The sequence below is a fragment of the Aeromonas sp. R6-2 genome (genome assembly GCF_040908155.1).
GTDB lineage: Bacteria > Pseudomonadota > Gammaproteobacteria > Enterobacterales > Aeromonadaceae > Aeromonas > Aeromonas schubertii.
Window position 1 is genome coordinate 152,092 of record NZ_JBFODE010000063.1, and the last position, 21,785, is coordinate 173,876.

Annotated in this window: 16 protein-coding genes and 1 rRNA gene; 8 read left to right on the forward strand and 9 right to left on the reverse strand. The window is 62.9% G+C overall.

The window, feature by feature from the left end; all coding sequences use genetic code 11:
* Positions 1–27 precede the first annotated feature (27 nt).
* The 6 genes from menE to AB5Y48_RS17270 are packed head-to-tail and all read right to left on the reverse strand — an operon-like array spanning position 28 to position 6,966.
* Positions 28–1,416 (reverse strand): o-succinylbenzoate--CoA ligase, encoded by a 1,389-nt coding sequence (menE, locus tag AB5Y48_RS17245; RefSeq protein WP_368165260.1) that lies wholly within the window; start codon positions 1,414–1,416, stop codon positions 28–30.
* The gene (menC, locus tag AB5Y48_RS17250; protein ID WP_368165273.1) at positions 1,409–2,338 is read right to left on the reverse strand and encodes an o-succinylbenzoate synthase; all 930 of its coding nucleotides are present in this window, start codon (positions 2,336–2,338) and stop codon (positions 1,409–1,411) included. The genes menE and menC overlap by 8 nt, the downstream gene beginning before the upstream one ends.
* Complete coding sequence (gene menB / locus AB5Y48_RS17255) at positions 2,338–3,198, reverse strand: 1,4-dihydroxy-2-naphthoyl-CoA synthase (RefSeq protein ID WP_050667848.1); 861 nt, start codon at positions 3,196–3,198, stop codon at positions 2,338–2,340. Before menB ends, menC begins: the two co-directional genes overlap by 1 nt.
* Positions 3,191–3,943: a 2-succinyl-6-hydroxy-2,4-cyclohexadiene-1-carboxylate synthase gene (gene menH / locus AB5Y48_RS17260; RefSeq protein ID WP_050667849.1), complete on the reverse strand. Its 753-nt coding sequence runs from the start codon at positions 3,941–3,943 to the stop codon at positions 3,191–3,193. The genes menB and menH overlap by 8 nt, the downstream gene beginning before the upstream one ends.
* Entirely contained in the window at positions 3,936–5,636 is a 1,701-nt protein-coding gene (menD, locus tag AB5Y48_RS17265; RefSeq protein WP_368165262.1) for a 2-succinyl-5-enolpyruvyl-6-hydroxy-3-cyclohexene-1-carboxylic-acid synthase, read from the reverse strand. The genes menH and menD overlap by 8 nt, the downstream gene beginning before the upstream one ends.
* 13 nt (positions 5,637–5,649) lie before the next feature.
* Positions 5,650–6,966 (reverse strand): isochorismate synthase MenF, encoded by a 1,317-nt coding sequence (locus AB5Y48_RS17270; protein ID WP_368165264.1) that lies wholly within the window; start codon positions 6,964–6,966, stop codon positions 5,650–5,652.
* A gap of 174 nt (positions 6,967–7,140) precedes the next feature.
* Between AB5Y48_RS17270 and AB5Y48_RS17275 the strand changes: the two genes are divergently transcribed.
* Positions 7,141–8,049 (forward strand): 1,4-dihydroxy-2-naphthoate polyprenyltransferase, encoded by a 909-nt coding sequence (locus tag AB5Y48_RS17275; protein WP_136612761.1) that lies wholly within the window; start codon positions 7,141–7,143, stop codon positions 8,047–8,049.
* Positions 8,050–8,096: 47 nt separating this feature from the next.
* Here AB5Y48_RS17275 and AB5Y48_RS17280 read toward each other — a convergent pair whose 3' ends face one another.
* Complete coding sequence (locus AB5Y48_RS17280) at positions 8,097–9,740, reverse strand: methyl-accepting chemotaxis protein (RefSeq protein WP_368165266.1); 1,644 nt, start codon at positions 9,738–9,740, stop codon at positions 8,097–8,099.
* Between the two features lie 170 nt (positions 9,741–9,910).
* Here AB5Y48_RS17280 and AB5Y48_RS17285 point away from each other — a divergent pair, with 170 nt between their 5' ends.
* The 3 genes from AB5Y48_RS17285 to AB5Y48_RS17295 all read left to right on the forward strand — a co-directional run bounded on the left by AB5Y48_RS17285 (position 9,911) and on the right by AB5Y48_RS17295 (position 15,330).
* On the forward strand, positions 9,911–11,746 hold the full coding sequence (locus AB5Y48_RS17285) for a M3 family metallopeptidase (RefSeq protein WP_368165268.1): 1,836 nt from the start codon (positions 9,911–9,913) through the stop codon (positions 11,744–11,746).
* 174 nt (positions 11,747–11,920) lie between these two features.
* Positions 11,921–13,888 carry a methyl-accepting chemotaxis protein gene (locus AB5Y48_RS17290; protein WP_050667855.1) on the forward strand — a complete coding sequence of 656 codons (1,968 nt, stop codon included), beginning with the start codon at positions 11,921–11,923 and terminating at the stop codon, positions 13,886–13,888.
* An 8-nt stretch (positions 13,889–13,896) separates the two neighbouring features.
* Positions 13,897–15,330, forward strand: coding sequence for an ABC transporter substrate-binding protein (locus AB5Y48_RS17295; RefSeq protein ID WP_050667856.1), 1,434 nt, complete (start codon positions 13,897–13,899; stop codon positions 15,328–15,330).
* A gap of 38 nt (positions 15,331–15,368) precedes the next feature.
* Here the strand turns inward: AB5Y48_RS17295 and AB5Y48_RS17300 are convergent, their stop codons facing one another.
* Positions 15,369–16,160 (reverse strand): GNAT family N-acetyltransferase, encoded by a 792-nt coding sequence (locus AB5Y48_RS17300; protein WP_050667857.1) that lies wholly within the window; start codon positions 16,158–16,160, stop codon positions 15,369–15,371.
* A 323-nt stretch (positions 16,161–16,483) separates the two neighbouring features.
* Between AB5Y48_RS17300 and metF the strand changes: the two genes are divergently transcribed.
* The gene (gene metF, locus AB5Y48_RS17305; protein ID WP_050667858.1) at positions 16,484–17,377 is read left to right on the forward strand and encodes a methylenetetrahydrofolate reductase; all 894 of its coding nucleotides are present in this window, start codon (positions 16,484–16,486) and stop codon (positions 17,375–17,377) included.
* A 51-nt stretch (positions 17,378–17,428) separates the two neighbouring features.
* Here the strand turns inward: metF and AB5Y48_RS17310 are convergent, their stop codons facing one another.
* Positions 17,429–19,705, reverse strand: coding sequence for a zinc/cadmium/mercury/lead-transporting ATPase (locus AB5Y48_RS17310; protein WP_050667859.1), 2,277 nt, complete (start codon positions 19,703–19,705; stop codon positions 17,429–17,431).
* A gap of 116 nt (positions 19,706–19,821) precedes the next feature.
* On the opposite strand from AB5Y48_RS17310, the gene AB5Y48_RS17315 reads away from it, so the two are divergent.
* The 3 genes from AB5Y48_RS17315 to AB5Y48_RS17325 all read left to right on the forward strand — a co-directional run.
* Complete coding sequence (locus AB5Y48_RS17315) at positions 19,822–20,556, forward strand: ABC transporter substrate-binding protein (RefSeq protein ID WP_136612767.1); 735 nt, start codon at positions 19,822–19,824, stop codon at positions 20,554–20,556.
* A gap of 107 nt (positions 20,557–20,663) precedes the next feature.
* Positions 20,664–21,224, forward strand: a complete 561-nt coding sequence (locus AB5Y48_RS17320) for a single-stranded DNA-binding protein (protein ID WP_050667861.1) — start codon at positions 20,664–20,666, stop codon at positions 21,222–21,224.
* 484 nt (positions 21,225–21,708) lie between these two features.
* A 16S ribosomal RNA gene (locus AB5Y48_RS17325) occupies positions 21,709–21,785 on the forward strand; the annotation flags it as partial.

Here is a 21,785-nt window from a genome sequence, read left to right on the forward strand (position 1 = left end):
TGATCGGGGTGCCCTTATACGGGCATGTTATGACAGTTTGTGTCGTAGGACGTCGAGGGCGTTTAGCCGCCATTCATTGCGCCTGGGCTTGAGCTCTCCTCCGCCGTCAGGCCAGGGGAGCCAGTGGTCCGGCACCATAAAGCCGGGCAGTTGGCCGCGGATCCACTCTTCCAGTTCGGCCTGGGGGGCGGGGGCGTCTCGCCACTCGATAAAGCAGACGGGGCGCTCCCCCCACTCCTCGCTTGGCACCGGCACGACCAGCGCCTGGGCTACCGCAGGGTGATCCACCAGACGCTGCTCTATGGTCTCGGGCTGGATGTTCTCTCCTCCCGAGATGAAGAGATTGTCGAGTCGCCCCTCCACCACCAGTTCGCCGCTGTCGATCAGGTCGCCCCGGTCACGGGTATGGAACCACCCTTCGTCATCACGTGCAGGATCGATCCCATCGGGCGTGTCATAGCCCATAAACAGGGTCTCCCCGCGCACGCAGATCTCCCCCTCCTCGATCTTGACCTCCCGATCCGGCAGGGGGAAGCCCACCCGACCCGGCAGGGTGGGGGTCGCGGTGCAGACCTGGCTCGCCATCTCGGAGAGGCCGTAACTCACCCTGGGGGTGAGCCCCAGAGCCGTGAGGCGTGCCACCAATGGCGCGGGGATGGCTGCTCCCCCCAGCAGCAGCTCGCGCAGCCGGGTCTTGGCGGGATCGAACCCCTCCGCCAGCAGTCGCCATAGCTGGGTCGGCACCAGAGAGAGGTGGGTGATGGGCTCACACTCCAGGCGAGTCTTGAGCGGACGGTTGCGATCGTGCAGCACCAGGGTGGCGCCGGCCAGGAAGACCCGAAACAGGATGGCGTAGCCCCCCACGTGGAACAGAGGCAGGGAGAGCAGCCAGCCGCAGTCGTGATCGAGGGGGAGAAGCCGGCTCGCCCCCCGGGCCGAGGCGAGATGGTTGGCGAGACGGTGCAGCACCGCCTTGGGTTCGCCGCTGGAGCCCGAGGTGAGGATCAGGTTGTTCGGCTGCTCGGGGTCGAGGGGCCAGTCGCCGCTCTCCTCCCGCTCGCTTTCGACGTCGAGCCGAAGCTTACGCCATGGGCCCATCGCGTCGATTCCCCAGACCCCGTCGACGCGCAGTCGCTCGGCCAACGCCTGCTGGCGGAGTGGGGGGAAGGCGGGATTGAGAGGGCAGAAGATCAGGCCGAGACGCACGCAGGCCCAGGCCAGCAGAACGTCCTCCAGATTGCCTCGCACCGGTGCGGCGAGGCGCATGCCACGATGCATGCCCTGAGCGTCAAGCCGGGCACACAGGGCATTGAGACGGCGATCTAGGTGTCGATAGTCGAGAGGCTCGGGGCCCAGGATGGCCGGCTGCGCCGGGCACTCCTGAGCCCAGCGCCGTACCGGGCAACACTCAGTCATGTTGCCAGACCTGGGTCAGGCGAGTGAGGTCCAGGGTTCCGTCAGCGGCCAGCAGATCCTCGGCCAGCCAGCGTCGGGTATCGAGGCCGGGAGCCTGCTGCGGGGCCCACTGCTGCCCGAGGCGGGCCAGTTGGCCGAGGCCCAGGCCCGATTCGAAGCAGGAGGAGACGATCACCTTGAGACGCAGTTCACTGGCCCGGCTGACCAGCGCCTCGCAGCGGCAGAGGGATCCTAGCAGAGTGGGTTTGAGCACCAGGGCACGCAGTTGAGGGATGGGTTCCCACGGCTTGCCCTGGGCCAGCAGCTCGTCGAGGGCGATCGGCATGTTGGTGCGGGCGGCAACGAAGCGGATATCGTCGAAATCACCGCAGGGGTCTTCCAGATATTCGATGCGCGCGGGGTCGAGATGTTGGCAGAAGGCCCAGGCCTCCTCCCGGCTCCACCCCTGGTTGGCATCGAGGATCAGTTTGAGATCCGGGCGGCGATCGAGCAGCAAGTGGATAAGGGCCAGCTCGTCGCGCATGGGGTAACGAGCCACCTTGAGCTTGGCCTTGGCCGGTGTCTTGTGTAGCCACTCCTTCCAATGCTTGAGCAGTTCCTGGGGGGAGCCCTGGATCAGCGGATAGGGCTCGGGCAGGGGTTGCCCGGCATCGGGCCAGCTGCGGCGTGCACAGTCGAGACCGAACTGCACCGAGGGGAGGGTGGCGGTCACCATCTCACCCCGAGCCACTCCCTTGAGGCAGGCCAGGGCCTGCTCTTGCGCTTCATCCAGGGTCTCACGGGAGAAGCCGGGCAGGGGGGCAATCTCCCCCCAGCCATTGCCGATGCGCACCAATAGGCCCTGACGTGCCGTCTCGACCCGGCCATGGAACGTCAGGGGTTGGGTAAAGGCGAGGCGGTAGCGATACAGGGCCAGCATGATCACGGGTTCCGTTTGAACTTGGAAAAATCGGGGCGGCGCTTCTCATTGAAGGCGTTGCGTCCCTCCTGACCCTCGTCGGTCATGTAGAACATCATGGTGGCGTTGCCCGCCAGCTCCTGCAGGCCGGCCTGACCGTCGCAATCGGCATTGAGGGCCGCCTTCAGGCAGCGCAGTGCCATGGGGCTGTGTTGCAGCATCTCGCGGCACCAGCGTACCGTCTCACGCTCCAGCTCGGGTAGGGGCACGACCGTGTTGACCAGCCCCATATCGAGAGCCTGGGCCGCGTCGTAGAGGCGGCACAGGAACCAGATCTCCCGGGCCTTCTTCTGGCCGACGATGCGTGCCATGTAAGAGGCACCCCAGCCACCATCGAAGGAGCCCACCTTGGGGCCGGTCTGGCCAAACATGGCGTTCTCGGCGGCGATGGTGAGATCGCACATCATGTGCAGCACATGACCGCCGCCTACGGCGTAGCCGGCGACCATGGCCACCACGGGTTTCGGGCAGGTACGGATGTCGCGCTGGAAGTCGAGCACGTTGAGGTGGTGCACGCCGGTGTCGTCACGGTAGCCACCGTAGTCACCGCGGATCTTCTGGTCACCGCCGGCACAGAAGGCCTTGTCGCCGAAGCCGGTGAGGATGATGGCGCCCACCTGGTCGTCGTAGCGTGCGTCGCTCAGGGCCTGAATCATCTCCTTCACCGTCAGCGGGCGAAATGCGTTGCGTACCTGGGGACGGTTGATGGTGATCCTGGCGATCCCCTCGCTGGACTTGTGGTAGAGGATGTCCTCATAACCGCTGGAGCAGTCCTGCCACTCGACGGGGGCATAGAGTTGCGCTTCGGTCAGACCTTCAATCATGGCTCTTCTCTTCTGGTGGTGAAGCCCAGCGAGCCAGCTCGCGGGCGTAAGATTCGGGCAGGGTGGCGTGCAGGTTGTGCCCGCCCTCCAGAGTCCGATGGTCGATTGTGGAGCCCGGCCCTGCCAGCTGGCAAGCCAGGGTATGGAATTTGTGATCCCGCCGCCCCGAGAGGTAGGTGACCGGCAGACGGGTGGTCGACAGCCAGGGACGCAGATCCGGCTGCTGGCCGAGAGAGGTGGCCCGCAGCATGGCGGCGATGGCGACGCCGTCGTTATGGCGGCGCCGGGCTATTTGGGCGGTGCGCGCCGTCTCGTCCAGATCGGCGAACACCCCCTGGCGATACCAGTCGTCCAGCACGCGGGTCAGGGATTCTTCCTCAAAGCGTCTGGCCCAGGCCTCGTCGCGGGCCAGGCGGTCAGGGCGCCGCACCAGCTCGAGCCCGGGATGGCAGTTTTCGAGCCAGAGGGCCTCGAGCCCGCTCGGCTCCTGGCTGGCGTGATAGAGGGCGAGGCGTCCTCCGAGGGAGTAGCCGACCAGCCGGTAGCGCTCGACACCGGCTTGGCGTAACTGTTGGCAAAGCCAGTCGTCGAACTCGGCGAAACCGGCGACGCGCACCCCTCTGTTGGCACCGTGCCCCGGCAGGTCGAGGGGAAGTAGCGGGCCGGGGAGTGCGGCGGTGACGACCGACCAGTCGTCACCGCTGCCCAGCAGGCCGTGCAGCAGAACCGTGCTCACCTCAGCCACGCAGCCGGCTCCCCAGAGTCTTGAGATCCTCGCTCACCTCGTCGCTCGGCACCCTGATTTCCAGCAGGGTGACGCCGCCACGCAGCGCCTCACGATACAACTGCTCGAAGCTGGCCAGGGTCTCGGGAGCATGATAGCCAAGGCCAAACATGGCGGCGGCGTGGGCAAAGTCGAGCCCGTGGGGCAGGCGATAGTAAGTGTCGCGCAGACCCGCCTCGGTGGGGACCGGCAGCATGTTGAAGATGCTGCCCCCGTCGTTGTTGAGCAGGATCACCACGAAAGGGTGAGGGCGCTTGGTGAGCAGGGCCAGGCTATTGAGATCGTGCAAGGCGCTGAGATCCCCGATCAGCAGGGTGGTCGGTCCATCGAAGCTCTCGGCGAAGCCGCAGGCGGTAGCGATGAGGCCATCGATGCCGGAGGCTCCGCGATTGGTCATCACCCTGGTTGGGCCCTGGCCCGGGGTGCCCAGCATGTCCATCAAACGGGCTGGCATGCTGTTGCCGACGAAGAGTTGCCCCTCGACCATGGCATTGAGGCGATGACACACCCCGAGCTCGGAGAAGCGATGGCTGGCCGCATCGATCAGGGCGGCAGTGCGCGCCAGGGGCTCGCTCAGGGTGTCCCAGCGCCGGGCTGGGGTGGTCACCGGATGGCTGGCGACAAATGCGCAGGGGGTACAGTGCAGACGGCGACGCAGCCGGTAGTCGGGGTCGAGGCGAGCGGGCTTGGGATCGATTAGCCAGTAATCTTGCCAGGCCTGGTCGCGCACGAAGTGACCCAGGCGCTTGGAGATGAGGCGGGCACCAAACTGGAGCAGCACCTCGGCCCGTCCCAGCGCCTCGCGAAAGCGAGGATCGTGCAGGGCGAGATCCGTGTGCAGCAGGCTGTGGGGGTGAAAGCGCAGCTGGCTCTGAAGATCCGCGATGAGAGGCCAGCCGAGCCGCTCGGCCAGCTCGGCCACGGCAGTCGCCTCGGCAGGATCCTCGATACGGCCGGCGATGATGAGCCCTCGTTTGCCGGCGAAGTGTTCCCAGTCAGGCTGGATATCGACCCTGTGCAGCGGGGCCTGCCAGGGGCTCCAGGGCGCATCGCCGTTCAGCCAGTCACCGAGGGGGGCCAGGTAGTCGCCATAGTTCCCATATGCGCCATCCGGATAGAGGGGCTCGGGGTACATGCAGTTGAAGTGCACGACCCCCGGAGTTTGCCGCTGGATGGCGATGGCCTGATCCACGGCACTCAGCACGAAGGCGGGAGCTATGGTGGGCGTCGGGCTCGGCAGGTTGAGCTGATAGACGGGGTAGCGGGCGAAGATCCCCTGCTGATCGATCGCCTGGTTGGCGCCGTTGTCGATGAGCTCGGCCGGCCGATCTGCCGAGAGGATCACCAGTGGCACCCCGGTCAGCTGGGCCTCGGCCACGGCGGGCCAGAGATTGGCCACGGCGGTGCCCGAGGTGGTGATGATGGCAACCGGGCGTGCGCTCCCCTTGGCCAACCCGAGGGCAAAGAAACCCAGCCCCCGCTCGTCGAAGTGGAGGTGGGTTCGCAGCCCCGGGTGGGTGGCGGCCACCATGGTCAGGGGGGCGCTGCGAGAACCCGGTGCCAGGGCCACGTCACGGACGCCGAGGCGGTAGAGCTCCTCCAGCAGCAGGGCGGCCCAGACATGGTTAAAGGTGGCGTGACAGGGATCGAACATGATGATTTCCGGGTTAGTCCTGCGCCAGCAGGGAGAGGACATTGTCTATCTTGTTGTCCAGCTCGGCCCACTCGGCCGAGGGCTCGGAGCCGGCGACGATACCGGCTCCGGCAAACAGGGTGACGGCATTGGCGTCGAGCAGGGCGCTTCGGATGGCCACCGAGAATTCGCTGGTGTCGCGACTGAGCATGCCACAGGCGCCGGCGTACCAGCCACGGCGATAGGGCTCGTGGCGGCGGATGAAGTCGATGGCCGCCTCGCGGGGGGCGCCGCCCACAGCCGGGGTCGGGTGCAGGGCCGCCAGCAGTTGCCAATCCTCCACCCCGGGGTGCAGCTCGGCCTCGATATCGCACTTGAGGTGTTGCAGCAGGCGCAGCTTGAGGATGCGCGGCTCGGTGAGGCTGGTCTGCTCTGCCAGGGGGGCGAGGCGGCTCAGGATATCGGCGTGAACCAGCCGGTTCTCCAGCTGGTTCTTGTTGTCACTGAGCAGCTCGTGGGCGAGAGCCGCGTCGATGGCCTCGTCACCGCTGCGTCGTATGGTGCCGGCGAGGGCCTCGGTGAAGAGATGATGCCCCTCACGGCGATAGAGGCGCTCCGGTGAGCAGGAGATAAAGGCCTGCTCCTTTTCAAACTGAAAGCCGAAGTGGAAGCAGCCCTGTGCCCTGGCTCGCCAGGACTCCAGCATCTGCCAGGGATCGACGGCGTGAGCAGTCTCGAGCCGGCTGGCGCGGGAGAGCACGACCTTGGGGGTGTGGGCCTGAAAGTCGGGGGCGGTGACCCGCTCTACCAGGTTGTGCCAGGTGGCAAAGTCCGGGGTGTCGTGCCGCAGGTAGCCCTGGCCTTGCATCGGCGTCAGGGGATGCTCCGGGCAGAGTGCCTGCAGCGCCTGCTCGGCGCGGGCGATCTCCTGCTCCCGCTCCCCCTCGTCGAGCAGCAGGTTGAGGCAGAGGCTCACCTCCTCCCCGCGGCGTACCAGCTCGATGCGCGGCAGGATCAGGCGGCAGGGGCCGAAGCCGGGCCAGCCCTCCCCGTCGGGATCGAAGGCGAGTCCACCGAAGTAACGAGGAGAGTCGGCACTGGAGAGGGACGTCTGATGACAGAGGGCGTCCAGCCTGGCCGGATCCCGGATCTCTCTAATGCATCCCAAAGTGGCGTACTCGGGTCGATCGTCACCACGGGCGTGCCAATAGATGCGGGGATAGAGGGGCTGGGACGAGAGCCAGCCGAGAAAAGAGTCTACGCGAGCCGGCACGCGCAACCGCACGAAACCGCAGGTTGCCTCATGACGCAAGGCGTCCAGCTGTTGCATGAGATGAGTGGGTGCCAACATGGATAGCGATTCGAGGGCCTACTTTGTGCCAAAAGGCGGACAATTCATATATATTAACTGCCCATTCTTCCATGTAAATTGTCCGGACATCTAATCCTGAGCGTGCCCAGTATAGGCAAGGGGTCTCTCCCTGAACATCGACGGGATCAAGAACCGGTCGTTTGGCCATCGAATATGCGTAAAAAAATCAATGCCTGGGTGATGGCAGCTCGTCTGCGAACCCTTCCCCTGGCCTGTTCTTCGATCCTGCTGGGCAGTGGCCTGGCGGCCAGCCGTGGCAGTTTCGACGGGGCCATCATGGGGCTGGCCCTGTTGACGGCCATCCTGCTGCAGATCCTCTCCAACCTGGCGAACGACTACGGGGATGCCGTGTCGGGTGCCGACAACGGGGATCGAATCGGTCCGCAGCGGGCCGTGGTCTCGGGCCTTATTACCCGGGGCGAGATGGTGCGGGCCATGGCGCTGGTGGCGCTGGGCTCGGTAGCGAGCGGGCTGGGGCTGCTCATCACCGCCTTTGGCCATAACTGGCTTGATGTGCTGCTGTTTGTTGCGTTGGGTGGCTTCGCCATCATTGCCGCCATCACCTATACGGTGGGTAAGACCCCCTACGGCTACCGTGGGTTGGGAGATATCTCTGTCTTCCTCTTCTTCGGTCTGCTCGGGGTGCTCGGCTCCTTCTACCTCTTTACCCACAGTCTGAATTGGGAGCTGCTGCTGCCGGCGGCTGCCTGCGGTCTGCTCGCCACCGCCGTCCTCAACATCAACAACGTGCGGGACATAGAGAGCGATGCGGCGAGCGGCAAGATTACCCTGGCGGTGCGCCTCGGCCGTGACAAGGCGATCGCCTACCACTGGGTGCTGCTGGGAGGGGCCGTGCTGCTGACGCTGATCTTCTTGTTGATCCATGGCGGCGGAGCCTGGCCCTGGATCTTCCTGCCGGCACTCAAGCCACTGACCGATGCGGCGCGCACCCTCTCTCAAACCCGGGATGGTGAGGTGCTGACCGGCGCCCTCAAGCGTACGGCCATGGGCTCGTTCCTCTACAGCCTGCTGCTCTCTGTCGGGCTGGCACTCGGAGCCTGAAACAGCAAAGCCGTCACCCTGTGACGGCTTTTTTCTATCCCCTGGCCCTAGTGGTGTGAAGGGGCGGCGGGTTGATCCTCGTGCAGCCGGAAGTCCGAGAGGCGTTGATCCAGATTACGCGAGAGGTCGGCCAGCAATTCGCTCTCTTGCGCCAGGTAGCTGGCCGATTGGGCCATCTCCTGGGCCGAGTCATTGATGCCGAGGACGTTGCGGTTCATCTCCTCGGCCACGGCGCTCTGCTCTTCGGCCGCCGTCGCTATCTGGGTCGCCATGTCGTTGACATGACGAATGTGATGAACGATGAGGTCCAGATCTCCCCCTGCCTTTTCCGACTGGGTGACGCTGCTCTCTGCCAGGGTCCGACTGGCCTCCATCGCCTGGGCGGCGCTCAGCGCCCGTTGTTGTAACTCGCTGATGGTGCTCTGTATCTCCTCGGTCGAGTGGCGAGTGCGGCCGGCCAGCTGGCGTACCTCATCGGCCACCACCGCAAAGCCACGCCCCTGCTCACCGGCCCTGGCCGCCTCGATGGCGGCGTTGAGCGCCAGCAGGTTGGTCTGCTCCGAGATGGCGCTGATGACGGCGGTGACCTCGCTTATCTGCATTACCCCCTCCTTGAGCTGGTTGACCTGGGTAGTGGCTTGCTCTACCTCCCGAGCCAGGCTCTGGATGCCGCTGACGCTGGCGCTCACATCCCGGTTACCCAGACCGGCCTCGTCGGTGGCTTCCTTGGTGTCCTGGGCCGTGTTCTCGGCATGACCCGCCACATCGGCGATGGTGGCGCTCATCTCGTTCATGGCAGTGGCCAGTTGCGAGAGTTGATCGCGCTGGTTGGTGACGGCCTGGCTGGTCTGCTCGGCAGAGGAGGCGATCCGCAAGGCGGCATCCGCCACCTCTCTGGCCCCCTGGCTGGCTTCTTGCAGGGCGCCACGAATGGCGCAGAGGCTCTGATTGGTGCAGGTGGCCAGTTGCCCCAGCTCGTCGCTTCCCTGCACCGGTACCGTCACCACCAGATCACCCCGGGCGACCCGGGCCATGGCCTGGTTGATGGCGGCCAGCGGATTGACGATGGAGCGGCTGATGCCGTGGCCGAGTAATCCCATCAAGAGGGCGATGATCAGTGCGGCCCCCCCCATGCGCAGGAACTCATGCCACAGAGTGGACTGGATGTCGTGGATCAGAATGCCGGATCCCAGGATCCACCCCCATTCGGGGAAGCCGGTGACCCGGCTCATCTTGAGCAGGGATTCACCGTTGGGAGAGGGCCAGGGATACTCCAGGGTGCCGGAGCCGCCCCCCTGTGCCAGGGTCACCATCTGATTCCAGTGATCACCTTGGGTGGCCGCACTGCCGCTGCCCATCTGCTGGCCTACCAGCTCAGGCTTGAGGGGGTGGACCAGCATATGGCGCTGCTCGTCGATGACGAAGAGGTAGTTATTCCCGTCGAAGCGCATGTTGTCGATCATGGCCCTGGCCTCGCGCTGGGCGATCTCCCTGGGTTGGGTGGCGGCCAGGTGGGCGATGCGGGTTCGAGCCAGGTCGAGTACGGCGGAGAGCCGGGCCTGGCGCTCTGCCAGCAGGTTGTCGTGCAGGCTGCTGGCCGAAATGGCCAGCATGGCCAGAAAGCCGAACAGGGCCAGCGCCAGCATCAGCCACAATTTGTGGCTGACGGCAATATTCCCGAGCCTTAACATAGATCCTCCTTGACTGGGTTTCTGCAGAACCGTCGACGAGCTTATTGGATGATTGTTGCTCTATTGAGTCTAAGTCTTGATGATGGTCCGACCATGTGTCCAATCGGGGATGGGAGCAGGATCACATCTCGGGTCAAGGGTTCACAACAACAGATATAAAGAGGGAATTGATGTCTGCCAGGAGTTATTTTGACCAGTTGAACCGTGATTACCTTGCCGTGCACAGACGAAAGGAGGAGCTCTTCTGGTCCACCTACATGGGCACCAGCGACGATCACGCCGGTTTCACCGCGGCCGAACAGGCCTACAAGGGGTTTTGCGCCAACCCGGTGCGGCTACCCGAGCTGAGGGCGGCCATCGAGCAGGCGGGTGACGACCCGCTACTGCTGGCCGGCCTCAAGGGCTGGCTCGCCTTCTTCGAGTGCAATGTGATTGAGGACGAGGAGGCCGCCCGTCTGATGGACGAGCTAGTGGTCGAGGAGTCGCAACTGTTTGCCGCCCGCCGCGAGCTGGCTCTGACCCTGGTGGGCGAGCAGGGGGAGACTCTGCCGGGCTCTTTGCCGACCGCTTCCACCCTGATTGGGACCAGCTCAAGCGAGGCGTCGCGCCAGAGTGCCCTGACCCTGTTTCGCAGCCTGGAGTTGTGGGTGGTCGACCACGGTTTTCTCGACATAGTGCGGCTGCGTAACCGCTTCGCCCGGGCCATGGGCTATCGCAACTACTTCGACTACAAGGTGCACAAGAACGAGCAGATGAGCCCGGAGCAGCTCTTTGCCGTGCTCGACGACTTTATCGCGCGCACCGACGAGCGCTGCTTTGCCAGTCTTTCCGAGCTCAGGCACAGCAAGGGGGAGGCCGCGCTGCTGCCCCATAACCTGCGTTACTTCTCCAGAGGGGATGTGATCCGGGAGCTCGACGCCTATGTGCCCTTCTCTCGTGCCCTGCGTGACTGGGTCGAGAGCTTCCGCCGTCTCGGCATCCAGTTCCGCGATGCGACCCTGACCCTGGATCTGCTCGAGCGCAGCGGCAAGTTTGAGAATGGCTTCTGCCACGGCCCGGTTCCGAGCCACTGGCAGGGAGATACCTGGGTTCCTGCCACGGTCAATTTCACCAGCCTGGCCCAGCCGAACCAGGTGGGTAGCGGCTGGAGTGGCCTCAACACCCTGTTCCACGAAGGCGGGCACGCGGCGCACTTTGCCAACGTGACCGGCAACTCTCCTTGCTTCTCTCAGGAGTTCCCGCCCACCTCCATGGCCTATGCCGAGACCCAGTCCATGTTCTGCGACAGCCTGCTGGGAGATGCCGACTGGCTCAAGCGTTATGCCCGCAGTGCCGCCGGGGAGGCGATTCCGGATTCCTTGATCCACCGTCTCATCGAGACCAGCCAGCCGATGCGCGCCTTCAACGAGCGTCAGATCGCCCTGGTGGCCTATTTCGAGTGGGATCTCTACCGTCTGGAGGAGGAGGCTCTGACCGGTGAGCGGGTGATTGCCCTGGCTCGGGAGTGGGAGCTGCGCATCCTGGGGGTCGAGAGTCCGCGTCCCCTGTTGGCGATCCCGCACCTGCTTAACCAGGAGTCGGCCTGCGCCTATCACGGCTACCTGCTGGCGCAGATGGCGGTCGAGCAGACCCGCGCCTTCTTCCTGCGTCGCGACGGCTATCTGACCGATAACCCGAAGATCGGGCCGGATCTGGCCGCTCATTACTGGGCGCCCGGTAACGGCAAGAGCCATGACGAGACCCTGCAGAGCCTCACCGGAGAGGGGTTCAATGCCCGTTACTTGGCCGACGCGTGCAATCAGACGGTGGCGCAGGCGTGGCAGGAGGCCCAGGCCTGTATGGCCGCCGCTGCAGGTCGTTCGGCACCGGGGGAGGGGGCGCCCCTCAACGCCGTGATCCGGGTCGTCCATGGCAATGAACCGATCGCCGATAACAGTGAGTCGGAGGCGGCCATGTTCGCCGATTTTGAAGCCTGGGTTGCCAAACACTATCCAGCACATCGCTAGGTCCTCATTGGCTCCTGTTTTCTCGACAGGAGCCAACTTCTTACACTTCGTTACCTAATCACCCCGAAAATGTGTTCTACATCAATGGAATAAGAGCGTTCCTGGCTCCAGTTTCCCTGTGGGTGGTCGATAAGCACTATGTTGAACACATCCCCCCATATTGAGGACAGCTCCATGAGTCTCTCCATTGTGCAAAGGATCATTGCCGGTTTCGTGTTGATGCTCCTCTTGCTGATCCTGCTCGGCACCGTCAGTGCCCTGAAGATTCGCGGTATCAACGCGGGCCTGACGGACGTGACCGAGCGCTCTACTCCCCTGCTGGTGGCCGCCGCCACCATCAAGGGCAATCTGCAGGATGCCAACCGCTGGGTGCTGGAGTATCGCACCAGTGAGGAGGCGGGAGCACTGAGTGCCCTGGCCAGCCGCTATGAGGAGCAGCGTCAGCGCTTCGACAAGAGCCGCGAGGCGCTGCAACGACACGATGATGGCGGTCGTTTCGGTCAGATCGAGCAGGGTGCCAACCAGTTCTTCTCCCTCGCCGGCCAGGTGCTCGAGCAGCATCGTCGCGCGGTCGAGGCGCAGGATCGTCTGGCGGAGCTCAACAAGGGCTTCATCCGTCTGGAAGATACCTATCAGTGGGCCGCCGATCTGCTGTTGCAACAGGCTTCCAGCCAGCGCTCCATGCGTAACAAGGCTGAGCTCATCACCTCGGGGATCGCCCGGGACCTGAAGAATATTCGGCGTGCCGACCGGCAAACCGATCTGGCCAAGCTGGAGAAGGTGCTCACCACCGACATCGAGATGGCTCGTAAACGTCTCGAGCGGGTTGCCGTCGCCGATGATGTTAAGGCGCGCTATCTGGCCAACCTCGGCAAGCTCGAGGAGCTGGCGCTCGGCCCCCAGGGTCTGCTTGCCAGCATGCGTAATCAGCAACAACTCGACGCCTCTCTCGCCGATCTCAATGGACGCCTCGATGCCTCCATGGCACAGGTGTTGAACCTGCTCGACGAATTCAGCGCCAGCGCCGGTCAGCTGGCTTCCAGCAGTCGTAGCAGTGCCGACGGTGCGGTCAGCAGTGCCAGCTTCTGGATCATCACAGTGGCCGCCGTCTCGGCGCTGGTTGCGCTGGTGATCGGCTATACCACGGCGCGCAGCATCCAGCGGCCGCTGCAGATGATCAATCGCGAGCTCGACGCCATGGCCGCCGGTGACATGACTCGCCGTATCAACTATCAGAGTGGATGCGAATTTGGTGCCCTCTCCCGCTCCATCGACATGCTGGCCAGCAAGACCGGCGATCTGCTCTCCCAGATCAACGCCGGTTCCCGCCATCTGGTGGATGAGGCCTCTCGCGCCGCCGAGATCAGCGAGCGCGCCATGGCCCGGGTGCAGGAGCAGAAGAGCCAGACCGATCAGGTGGCAGCCGCCATCACCGAGCTGGAGGTGAGTGCCAGCGAGGTGGCTCGTACCACAGACAACACCAAGCATGAGGTTGCCCTGGCCAACGACGAGACCCAGGCGGGGAGACGCAAGGTGGCCGATACCCGGCGCATCACCGAATCCCTGGAGCAGGCCATGGAGGAGGCGGTTGGCATCACCCACAAGCTGGGCGAGTTCAGCGACAACATTGGCAGCATACTCGACGTGATCCGTGCTATCGCCGAGCAGACCAATCTGCTGGCGCTGAATGCCGCCATCGAGGCGGCGCGGGCTGGTGATGCGGGCCGCGGCTTTGCCGTGGTGGCCGACGAGGTGCGTGCGCTGGCAAATAGGACTCAAACCAGTACCGAAGAGATCCAGGCGATGATCGAGAACCTGCAGGCATCCAGCCGCCATGTGGTGGAGGTGATGGGGCGCAGCCAGGATCAGACCCGGGGTTGTGTGGCCCAGACCCGTGAACTCGATGAGGCGCTCCAGGCCATCGCCGGGCGCATGAGTACTATCAAGGAGCTGGCCGATCAGGTGGCGCATGCCGCCACCGAGCAGATCTCCGTCAGCCAGGGGGTCGCCCGCCACATCTCGGGGATTGCAGAGGTGGCGTTTGACACCGAGCGTGAGGCCCGTCAATCGGCAGACAGCAGCGAGGTGCTGGCCGATCTCGCCTCGCAACAGCAACAACTGATCGCTCACTTCAAGGTCTAGGAGGCCCTATGTCGAATAAATGGTTAGGGCTGCTTGGGCTCCTGTGTGCGGCCCCGCTGGTAGCCAGTGAGTTGGTGATTGAGAGCTGGCGTACCGATGACCAGGCCCTGTGGGAGCAGAAGATCATTCCCACCTTCGAGGCGAGCCATCCCGGGATCAAGGTGCGTTTCCATCCGGTGCAAAACGTCAATTACATGCCGACCCTGCTCGACAATCTCAAGGGAGGCAAGGCAGGAGATCTCATCACCTGTCGTCCCTTCGACGATTCCCTTGCGCTGTTCAAGGCCGGCCACCTGGCCGAGGTGACCGAAATGGCCGGGATGGAAAACTTCCCGAGTTTTGCCCAATCGCCCTGGCAGACCGATTCCGGTGCCCAGACCTTCTGCGTGCCCATGGCGTCGGTTATTCACGGCTTCTTCTATAACAAGGGTATCTTCAAGGAGCTCGGCATCGAGCCTCCCCAGACCCGGGATGCCTTCTTTGCTGCCCTCGACAAGGTGAAGGCCGATGGTCGCTACCTGCCACTCGCCATGAGTGGTAGCGAGAGCTGGGTGGCGTCCGAACTTGGTTTCCAGAACATAGGTCCCAACTACTGGAAGGGGGAGGATGGGCGCCTGGCTCTCATCAATGGCAGTGAGCGGATGGATGCCCGTCCCTTCGTGCAGGTGTTTGAGGAGCTGGCACGCTGGCGACCCTATCTGGGTGAGGGGGCGCAGAGCCGCGACTATGGGACCAGCAACCAGCTCTTTACCTCGGGCAAGGCCGCCATGTATGTGGCCGGCTCCTGGGAGATTGCGCCCTTCACCGGCAAGGTGGACTTCGGGGTGCTACGGCCGCCGGTCGCCAAGAGTGGGGATAGCTGCTTCTTCACCGATCACACGGACATCGGCATGGGGATGAATGCGGCCAGCAAGAACAAGGAAGAGGCAATGCAGTTCCTGCAGTGGCTCACCACGCCAGAGTTTGCGGAGCTCTACACCAACGCCCTGCCTGGCTTCTTCTCCCTCTCCAATCACTTCTTTGAGGTGAGTAACCCGGCGGCCAAGGCCATGATGGAGTGGCGTGACCAGTGCGACTCCACCATTCGGGTGGCGACCCAGATCCTTTCGCGGGGGACGCCCAAGTTGGGTGATCAGCTTGCCGAGCTGAGCCAGGCCGTGTTGCTGGGCAAGGAGAGCCCCGGTGAGGCTGCGCAGCAACTGCAGAAAGGGTTGACCAGCTGGTATGGCCCGCAGCAGAAGCCGAAGGGCAAGCGTGATGCCGCAGCCGAGTGTGACTGCGCCCCTGTGGCGCCGGTCACTGCTCCTGCCGTGGCATCAAACGAACCCGCGCCGGCTGCCGTGGCGCCGACCACAGAGGCCGCACCGGTTGCGCCGGGTGAGACTGAGGAGGCGTTGTCCCAGGAGCTGGAGCGAAGCGCAGCGCCACTCCCTTCGCAGTAACCCCGAGAGCGGGGAGGCTTGGCCTCCCCGCTCTCGTTTCAGCCCTGTTCCCAGCGGCAGAGGCTGCCGGTACGGGCGACAGGCTCGAAGCCGAGTCGGCGATAGACACGCTGGGCGTGATAGTCGCAGTCTGCCACTATGATCAGCTCCGCCACTCTCCCCAGCCCGTGGCGAGCGACACCATGAAGCAGATGACGGCACAGGCCGCGGTTGCGCCAGGCCTCCCGGGTTCTGACCCACTGAAAACGCCCCAGGCTCTCGGTGAAGAAGAGACCACAGCTGGCAACCAGGCTCACACCGTCCCACATCCCCCACCACTGGCCCAGACCATCGGCTATCATGGCCCGATAGAGACGCACGCGGGAGAGGAGAAACTCATGATAGTGCGCCGCCTCATGGGCCGGATTGCGTTCCCTTAACTCGAGTTCGACCCAGGCAGGCCAGTCATCCGGGGTAAAGGGGCGAACCGGGAGGGGCAGGGGACCATCGGGGGGGATCAGACGCTCTCGGGTCAGAGAGAGCGCGAGACATTCCATATAGTGGTAACCACAGGCGACGAAGGCACCAGGACAGCGACTCAGCCCCTCGTCCAGTGGCCACAGGAAGGTGCGATGGCGAATGCGGGGGTCCTGACCGATGAGGCGATCGAACGTCTGCTCCAGCCATCCCTTGTCCCTGTCATCGGGTGGGCGTGGCAGCAGCAGATAGTTACCGAAGTAGTAGTCCGGGCTCTCCGGAGTCGAGATGGCCCAGTAGTCGGAATGACGCTGAATGAGACCCTGATAGCTGTCAAACAGCAGATCGGTGGAGATGGCGGGGTGGGTCTCCATGGGGGGACTCCTCACAAGCTTGAACCAATCTGGTTATCGGCAGGGAGTGGCGGCTCTACATAAAAGAAGGGCCGGAGAGACTCCGGCCAAACAATCACACGCAGATTCAGAACGTATAACGTTCTGCACACATCATAACTGGATTCCGAACTCTTGGGGATGGGGTTCAATCAGATAACGCAAAATTTTTCTTTCGTTTGCGGGTTAATCTGGTGAGAAAAGATGACAGACAGGTTGACATCCCCGGGAAACCGGGCAGGATATAAAGACGTTTGGACGTCTAAACATCCATTTTTGAGTCGTGTCGTACAGGGAGAGAGCAGATGGGATTTCACAGCGCACGTCAGGTTGAAGCCCTCAACCAGAGCATCGCCGATCTGAGCGGTGATATTTCGGTCAGCTTCGAGTTCTTCCCGCCGGGCAGCGAGAGCATGGAGCAGACCCTGTGGCAATCCATCGAGCGTCTCAAGGTGCTTGAGCCCAAGTTTGTCTCTGTGACCTATGGGGCCAACTCGGGTACCCGGGATCGCACCCACAAGGTGATCAAGGACATCAAGGAGCGTACCGGCCTCATCGCAGCGCCACACCTGACCTGTATCGACGCGAGCCGCGACGAGTTGCGCACCATAGCTCGCGACTACTGGAACAGCGGTATCCGCCACATCGTTGCCCTGCGTGGCGATCTGCCCCAGGGGGTGGAGAAGCCGGATATGTATGCCGCCGATCTGGTGGCCCTGCTCAAGGCCGAAGCCAACTTCGACATCTCGGTCGCAGCCTACCCCGAGGTACACCCGGAGGCACGTAGCGCCCAGTCCGATCTGCTCAATCTCAAGCGCAAGATCGATGCGGGTGCCGACCGGGCCATCACCCAGTTCTTCTTCGACGTGGAGACCTACCTGCGTTTTCGTGATCGCTGTGCGGCCATCGGCATCGACGCAGAGATAGTGCCGGGCATATTGCCGGTCTCCAACTACCAGACCCTCACCAAGTTTGCCGGTTTCACCAACGTGAAGATCCCGCGCTGGATGCACCAGCGTTTCGAGGGGCTCGACAACGACCAGGCTACCCGTAATCTGGTGGGGGCCAGTATCGCCATCGATCAGGTGCGGGTACTGAGCCAGGAGGGGGTTAAGGACTTCCACTTCTATACACTCAACCGCTCCGAACTCACCTACGCCATCTGCCATACCCTGGGGGTTCGTCCCAAGTCGGTGTGATGCCCGGATAGCAAGAAGCCCCGCCAGAGCGGGGCTTCTTCATCATGGAACTCAACGCTTGCGCAGCAGGCGCAGGGCATTGGCGGTCACCAGGGCGGTGGCGCCAGTGTCGGCCAGCACCGCCAGCCAGAGCCCGGTCAGACCGAGCAGGCTGGTGACCAGGAAGATTGCCTTGAGACCGAGAGCCAGGGCGATGTTTTGACGTATGTTGGCGAGCGCAGCCCGCGATAACCGGATCATGGCCGGCAGCCCGTGCAGTTGGCTGGTGGTCAGGGCGGCATCGGCAGTCTCCAGCGCCACATCCGTGCCCGACCCCATGGCGATACCGATACGGGCCCGCTTCATGGCCGGGGCATCGTTGATGCCATCCCCTACCATGGCGACAGCCTTCTGGTTCCCCAGATTGGCAACGGCCTCGACCTTGTCGGCGGGCAGCAGGCCGGCCCGGTAGTCCAGGTTGAGCTCTGCCGCGATGGCGGCGGCCGCTCTTGGATTGTCACCGGTCAACATGACGCCATCGATCCCGAGTGCCTGCAACTCGACCAGAGCGGCACGGGCATCGGGACGCAGGCGATCCTGCAGAGCCAGCAGGGCACGGGGGATCCCCGTCTGAGCCAGTACGATGACGGTTTTTCCACCCTGCTCGAGGGTTTGGATTTGTGCCACCGTGCCTTTGGCGAGGCCACCTTGATGGGTCGGGGCCAGTAGGCTCCAGGATTGACCATCGATCTCCCCTTCAACCCCCATGCCGGGCAGGGCGCGAATCTCACGGGCCGTGGCCGGAGTGACCCCAAGGCCTTGGGCATGAGCCACAATGGCCTGGGCCAATGGATGGTGAGAGCCCTGTTCGATGGCGGCCGCCATGGCCAGCAGTCGCTCGATCGGGTGTGTGTCATCCAGAGCGATCAGATCGGTTACCGCTGGCTTCCCCAGAGTCAGGGTGCCGGTCTTGTCGAAGGCGATGAGTTCGACACTGGCCAATCGTTCCAGTGCTGCACCTCCTTTTATCAGGGCTCCCTGACGGGTCGCCGCAGCCAGCGCCGAGGTGACGGCTGCCGGAGTCGAGATGACCAGGGCACAGGGACAGCCGATGAGCAGCAGTGCCAACCCACGATAGATCCAGGTCTGCCAATCGGCCCCCATGGTCAGGGGAGGGATCAGGATGACGGCGAGAGCGACCAGCATCATGGCTGGCGTGTACCAGCGGCTGAAGCGGTCGATGAAGCGCTCGATGGGGGCGCGTTGGGACTCGGCCTCTTCGATGAGTTGCAGTATGCGGTCGATCGCATTGTGACCCGGCTCCGAGATGACACGCAGTCTGATCACTCTGTCTACGCAGAGGGAACCGGCGGCGACCTTTTCACCGCTGCGGCGCTCAACCGGGAGCGACTCACCGGTGAGGGCGCTCTCGTCGAAAGCCGCCAGTGCGTCGAGTAATTCGGCATCGGCAGGCAGACGGGCGCCAGGCGCCACTTCAATGACGTCGCCCGGCATCAGCTCCCCGGCTTCCACTTCCTCGCGGAGCTCGCCGCGTACCCGTACGGCTCGCTCGGGGACCAGGGCCATCAGGGCACTCACTCCGGCCCGGGCACGCCCGGCGGCGTAGGCCTCGAGTTTTTCTCCGAGCATGAAGAGCAGCAGCACCATGGCGGCTTCGGCGGTTTCCCCCAGGTAGAGGGCGCCAACGGCAGCCACACTCATCAGGGTCTCTATCGCAAAAGGGGTTCCACTACGGGCCAGCTGCCAGGCCTTACAGGCAACTGGCCACAGCCCCCATAATGTCGCCAGGATGAAGAGCCACTCGCCTTGAGTCGGTGCAATCTGGCCTATCAGGGTAGCCAGCGCCATCAGGGTGGTCAGAGAGATGAGCGGAAGGTTGCTGCGTAACCAGCCGGTCGTGGCCGGAGTGGTCGCGGTCGTCTCCTCGTTCAGGGTAAAGCCGGCTGCGCTGACTGCGGCCATGATGTCGAGAGGGGAGAGTGCCGGGATGGCATCAACCACCAGACGCTCGGTTGCAAACAAGACCCTGGCCTGATTGACCCCGTTGAGACGCCCAACCGCTGTTTCAATCTTTCGGGCGCAACTGGGGCAGTCCATCCCGCTCACCTGCCAGCTGTGGCGACGGCTACCCTCGGCCGGTGCATCAGGCTTCAGAGGAGGATCGTCATCGTTGCCGTGAGCGTCGAGATCGCAATGCCCATCGCTATGCTCATGGGATGCCTGGGGTGCGGTGACGGCATCACAGCAGTGATTGCCGTGGTGATGAGGCTTGTTGGGGTTGATGGCCTTGATGGTGGGCGGGTTACCCGAGCAGCAGGAGTGGCTCATGGCGAGTTCCTTGTTGTCCAATGCTTGAAGACGAGTCTAGACCTTTGACCATAGTCCAAGGTCAAGGGGCTATCAGGGCGACCTATACTTCTTCAAGGTGGTGTGGGAGTGTGCATATGAAGTGTTGTCTGTTGCTCTTGGTGCTATGGCTGCCCTTGTGGGGCGTGGCGGCCCCCCTGACCTTGGTGGCCGGGGATTTCTCACCCTATACGGGGGAGTCTCTCCCACAGGGGGGGCTGTCTACCCGCCTGGTGAGGGCCGTCTTTGAAGAGGCCGGATGGGAAGAGCCCAACATAGCATTCATGCCCTGGAGTCGCGGTTATAAGCAGGCTCGTCTCGGCATTGTCGCTGCCACTTTTCCTTATGCGTGGAATGCGGAGCGTGCCGGGCAGTTTCTCTACAGTGCACCGATTCATTTCGATCATCTGCTCTGGTTTAGCCGAAAAGAGAACAAGAAGGCAGCTAAAGGAGAGTGGAAAGGAATGCGCCTGTGCATTCCCAAGGGGTGGAATACGGCTCATGCGGCAGAGGCGATTAAACGCTATAGCCTGAGACTGGAGCAACCCCTCGAACTGGAACGCTGTCTCGAGTTGGTGATGGTCGGGCGGGCTGATCTTATTGCGATGAATGAGCGGGTGATCGGCGAGGCCTGTATGCAGGAGTTCCGCCATAGAGAGTGTCTGCAGAGGCTTCCTTTCTACCCCCAGACAGACTCTTTCTATCTCATCATGTCACGCAGCTATCCCGATGCTCCTGCCTTTATCGAGCGCTTTAACACGGCACTGGCTTCCCTGCGTGCCGATGGACGTTACGATCGGATACTGCTCGAGGGATTCGCCCCCGCCGAATAGCACCAGCCCCAAGATTGTGGCAGACTGTTTCCCCTGCACTGGGTGAATGTCCACCCACAGATTGAGTCCAGGTCGAGCCTGGCATAGCGATAGAGTGAGAGAGAATTATGGCCAGTCGCGGCATCAACAAAGTGATTCTGATTGGTAACCTCGGGCAAGATCCCGAAGTTCGTTACATGCCCAGCGGTGGAGCGGTGACCAACATTACCCTGGCCACCTCTGAAACCTGGCGCGACAAGCAAACCGGTGAACAGAAAGAGCGTACCGAGTGGCACCGCGTCGTGTTCATGGGCAAGCTGGCCGAAGTCGCAGGGGAGTATCTGCGCAAGGGCTCGCAAGTCTATGTAGAAGGCAAGCTGCAGACCCGCAAGTGGCAGGATCAGAGTGGTCAGGAGCGCTACACCACCGAAGTGCTGGTCGACAGTTTCACCGGCGTGATGCAGATGCTGGGTGGTCGTCCCCAGGGGGCGGGTCAGCCGATGAATCAAGGGGGTGGCCAGCAAGGCTGGGGTCAGCCCCAGCAACCCATGCAGCAGGCCAGCCGTCCTGCGCCGAGCCAGGGCATGCAGCAACAGGGTGGCTATAGCCGCCCGGCTGCGCAGCCTCAGTCAGCCCCGCCGGTTTACAACGAGCCGCCCATGGACTTTGACGACGATATCCCGTTCTGAGTCTTGCAAGACATCGACAAAAGCCTCGCATTGCGAGGCTTTTACTTTATATATGTCTTTGAACCGGCCCCCAGGGCGTTTCTGTGGATAATTCTGGTGATAATCTGTGTTTTTGCTTTGTGTTTGGTCGAACGCACCAAAAACGACACTTTTTCTCGATTTAGTCCTTGCCAGAATTCGCCGGCTCCCTATAATGCGCCTCCGTCGACAGGGCAACGCCGCCACAGCAGCGAGCCGGTCGATGGGTGAAAAAGCCTTGTAAAATAAGGCTTGACTCGCCGGGCGGGAAGCGTAGAATGCCACTCCCGTCGCGATGCAAATCGCGCTGTTCTTTAACAAATTGAATCAAGCAATCTGTGTGGGCACTCGCAGGATTGAAGCATCAAAAACAATTTTTGATATTTCAATGTCTGATGAAGTGACCAAGCAAGACTTCTTTGGAAGTCAGCAACAGTTAATTCAGCAATTCATTGAGCCCAAACTTAAATTGAAGAGTTTGATCATGGCTCAGATTGAACGCTGGCGGCAGGCCTAACACATGCAAGTCGAGCGGCAGCGGGA